Origin of the sequence: Phyllobacterium sp. (assembly GCF_037994405.1) — a bacterium.
Classification (GTDB): domain Bacteria; phylum Pseudomonadota; class Alphaproteobacteria; order Rhizobiales; family Rhizobiaceae; genus Phyllobacterium.
On record NZ_JBBNAN010000217.1, the window covers coordinates 1 to 4,111 of the forward strand.

Genomic DNA, 4,111 nt, shown 5'->3' on the forward strand with positions numbered 1-4,111 from the left:
CATCAACATTCCGATATCTGCGTTCAAGACCAAACCCGAACGTTCTGCCACTGATATGCCCCACCTTTGTCCGGTGATCTCAGCGAAATTAGCGCAATCGTGATGCTCTCACTCGCTTTGACGGAACTTACGCAGTCGGTCGAAAAGAACCGCCAGCAAGATGGCACCGCCGATGAAGCAACCCTGCCAGAACGCATTTATCCCGAGCAGACCAAGGCTGTTGCGAATAACTTCGATCAAAGCTGCCCCGACAAGTGCGCCTAGCGCTGTCCCGACACCGCCAGCCAAGGCAGCTCCGCCAATGACGGCGGCGGCGATTACCTGCAGTTCAAGTCCAGTGCCGATATTGGTTGTGATCGCGCCAAGCCAGCCGGTTTGAATAATGCCGGCGATGCCCGCCGAGAGGGACGAGATCATGTAGACGGCGACTTTGATTGGGCGAACCGGAACGCCGGTCAGCGTCGCCGCATGCTCATTCCCGCCGATCGCGTAGACGTGGCGGCCGAACCTGGTCCAACGCAGGACAAACCCCGTCAGCAACGCCAGCACAATCATGTAGAGTACGGGGTTGGCGATACCGAAAAACCAAGCGCCACCACCGAGTGAAAGTAGCTTGTTGTGATCTGGGCCGAACTCGAACACGACCGTATTGCCTGAGGCAACCATGGCCAGGCTTCGCGCAATCGACAGCGTGCCCAGCGTCACCACAAAAGGCGGCATCCCGACATAGGCAATCAATATTCCGTGGAAGGCACCAATCAGCAATGCGGTACCGATCGAGGCCGCAATGCCGACTTCAATACTGTAGCCGGCATGCATGACGACGCCGAGTATCATGCTGCAGAGGCAAAGCACCGAGCCTACCGAGAGATCAATACCGCCGGTAATGATGACGAGCGTCATTCCAAGGGCGATGATCGCTACGAATGTGACGTTACGGGTGATGTTATAGAGGTTTTTTGTGGTCGCGAAGGAATCCGTGGCGAATGACAGGAAGATGCAAGCAAGGATTACTGCCACCAGAACCCAGAACGTCTGGCTGCTCAGCTTTTCTGCAAGCCAACTCTGCTGCTTCTGCCGGATTGTCTGGTCAAGGGTAATTGCCATGGTCGCCTTTAATTCCTTCAATCATACTACCTGTTCGATGGCGCCGGTAATAAGCCCGGTAACTTCCTCGGGCGAACTTGCAGAAATTCGTTTGTCGGCAACCTTCCTGCCTCTGCGCATGACGATGACGCGATCGGCAACATCGAAGACATCGGGCATACGATGGCTGATGAGGACAACGGCGATGCCTTGGTCACGAAGATGGCGGATCAGATTGAGCACCTCGGCGATCTGACGTACAGATATCGCTGCGGTGGGTTCATCCATCAGCACGATTTTTGCCTCCGAAAGTCTCGTGCGAGCGATCGCCACCGCCTGCCGCTGGCCACCCGACATCTGCTTGACCAGATCGCGCGGGCGGGTCTCCGATTTCAACTCTGCGAATATCTGGCCGGCACGCTTATACATCGTCGCGTAGTCAAGAATCCGAAAGGGTCCGAAGCCTCGCCGAAGCTCGCGGCCAAGAAAGACGTTCGCTGCCGCGGTAAGATTGTTGCACAACGCCAGATCCTGATACACGATTTCGATGCCGTGCTGACGGGCCTCCACCGGCTTGTGAAGATTGAGTTCGGTGTCATCCATACGCATCGTGCCGTGGCTTGGGCGAAAGTTGCCGGCAATCATTTTGACAAGCGTCGATTTGCCGGCGCCATTGTCGCCCATCAGGCCAACCACCTCGCCCGCTTCAATCGAAAGCGAAACATCGCTGACCGCTTGAATGGCTCCGAAATGCTTTGAAATGTTAGTGAGTTCGAGAACCGCCACCAGTTTCCTCCGTCATGCACGCTGTCGCCCGGCATTGGTCATGCTTTGAATAGGACATTGTCGCGACCCCGCCTTCCCGATCCCCTCCCAGGAAACAGTGGTATTTTGCATTTACGCAAACCGCGCACGGAGCGTCAATCGACTTTCGGGTGAATTCGCTCAAAAATCGTTTTATATGATAAATACCCGTTGACGGGCGAACTTCGCCGATATTAGCTAGCTTTGGGAGGAATATCCTTGTCACCAAGGCAGGCAAGGTCGGGGGAGCCTGATCGTGATTTTCCAAGGCTTATATCCGCGCGTCCTGCCACCAGTTCGATTTTGAACTGGTCGGACACCAGCAAGGCCACGCACCTCTCGGGCTGGCAACCCGACTACGGTTTGGAAATGCTATCTATCCGGTCTGTCGTACGAGCGCTTGAAATGATCTCGTGCTGTTCGGAACCCGGTTGATCCTGTGTCGCGGGCACGCCGTGTCCGTCTGTTTCAAGGGAGGAACAAATGAAGAAATCGCTATTACTTCTGGCCGCGGCCGCTCTGGCGCTCGGCGCCGGACCTGCTCTCGCCAAAAAACAGCTCGTAATTGTGGTGAAGGGGCTCGACAATCCATTCTTCGAGGCAATCCACCAGGGTTGCGAAAAGTGGAACAAGGAAAATGCCAGCTCGGAATACGCTTGCTTCTACACGGGGCCGGCGTCCACTTCCGACGAGGCGGGCGAGGCTCAGATTGTACAGGACGTGCTCGGTAAGGCCGACACCGCCGCGATCGCAATTTCGCCCTCGAATGCCAAGCTGATCGCTCAGACCATCAAAACAGCCAACCCATCTGTGCCGGTTATGACGCTTGACGCCGACCTCGCCGCCGAAGATTCGGCACTGCGCAAAACCTACCTCGGCACCGACAATTATCTGATGGGCTTCAAGATTGGCGAGTACATCAAGAAAGCCAAGCCCAAGGGTGGTACGATCTGCACGATCGAAGGCAATACGGGGGCCGACAACATCCTGCGGCGCGCTCAAGGCATGCGTGATGCGCTGACCGGTCAAAAGGGACTGGCCGCGCTCAAGGGCGAAGGTGGTTGGACGGAGGTTGCAGGCTGTCCCGTCTTCACGAATGACGATGGCGCGAAGGGTGTGCAGGCGATGACCGATATCCTCGCAGCCAACCCGAAGCTGGACGCATTCGGGATCATGGGTGGCTGGCCGCTGTTCGGTGCGCCGCAACCCTACCGCGATCTGTTCAAGCCAATGGCTGAGAAGATCGCCAGCAATGATTTCGTCATCGGAGCCGCTGACACCATTGGTGATGAGGTTGCAATCGCCAAGGAGGGCCTGGTAACGGCACTTGTGGGTCAGCGGCCATTCGAGATGGGCTACAAGGCGCCGACGGTGATGATCAACCTGATCGAAGGCAAGAAGGTTGAGGATCCGGTGTTCACGGGGCTCGACGAATGCACCAAGGACACAGTCGATACCTGCATTCAGAAATAGTCATGAACTCGGTGGGGCGCCTGGCAACTGGCGCCCTTACTTTGTCCATATGCCTATCGCCGATACCGTCGCATCCGCTCAAAACTGAGCATGGAAATGCGTGAATATGCAATCGCCGCGATCCCCGCCGATGGTATCGGCCAGGAGGTGATTGCGGCCGGAACGATAGTGCTGGCAAGTCTTGAGAAACGCCTCGGCGACATTAAATTCAACATCGAGAACTTCGATTGGGGCTCCGACTACTACAAGAAGCACGGGGTCATGATGCCCTCGGACGGACTGGAGCAGTTGAGGAAGTTCGATGCCATTTATTTCGGCGCCGTCGGAGCACAGCTGCGCAGATGCTCGATCATCTCGGCGAAGCAGATGCCTCCGCACGGCACATGCGTGCTGTCGAGCAAGTTACCGGAGCGGGTATCCTCACCCCTGATATTGGCGGAGTCGCAACGACAAAAGAGGTAACCGATGCGGTCGTCGATGCGATTTATTCTTCGAACGTCTGATCAGAATCAGACGATCAAGATAATTCCCGTAAGGATGAGAGCCGCAATCCAGATAAGATCAAAATTGATCCATCCACGGCGCAGAAATGAAAGACCCAGCCAATCATAGACCAGAACGGCGATAATCAGGATCACTGCGAGCATTGCCGCCATATGGGTGCCTACGGCGGCCAACGCTATTGGAAGAGAGCCCGCTGCCGTCAGTTGCCGCGCAGGGCTTTCCGAGAGGCACAGTGGTATCACGA

At 56.2% G+C, this 4,111-nt stretch carries 3 protein-coding genes and 2 pseudogenes; 2 read left to right on the forward strand and 3 right to left on the reverse strand.

The window, feature by feature from the left end:
• Nucleotides 1-108: 108 nt before the first annotated feature.
• Both AAAC48_RS12085 and AAAC48_RS12090 read right to left on the reverse strand, forming a co-directional pair.
• Nucleotides 109-1,107, reverse strand: coding sequence for an ABC transporter permease (locus tag AAAC48_RS12085; RefSeq protein ID WP_340654408.1), 999 nt, complete (start codon nt 1,105-1,107; stop codon nt 109-111).
• 21 nt (nt 1,108-1,128) lie between these two features.
• Nucleotides 1,129-1,872: an ATP-binding cassette domain-containing protein gene (locus AAAC48_RS12090; protein ID WP_340654409.1), complete on the reverse strand. Its 744-nt coding sequence runs from the start codon at nt 1,870-1,872 to the stop codon at nt 1,129-1,131.
• A 501-nt stretch (nt 1,873-2,373) separates the two neighbouring features.
• Here AAAC48_RS12090 and AAAC48_RS12095 point away from each other — a divergent pair.
• Nucleotides 2,374-3,363: a sugar-binding protein gene (locus tag AAAC48_RS12095; RefSeq protein WP_340654410.1), complete on the forward strand. Its 990-nt coding sequence runs from the start codon at nt 2,374-2,376 to the stop codon at nt 3,361-3,363.
• 96 nt (nt 3,364-3,459) lie between these two features.
• Nucleotides 3,460-3,690: pseudogene (locus AAAC48_RS12100) on the forward strand (isocitrate/isopropylmalate family dehydrogenase); the annotation flags it as partial.
• A 182-nt stretch (nt 3,691-3,872) separates the two neighbouring features.
• Here AAAC48_RS12100 and AAAC48_RS12105 read toward each other — a convergent pair.
• Nucleotides 3,873-4,111, reverse strand: a pseudogene (locus tag AAAC48_RS12105) (hypothetical protein); the annotation flags it as partial.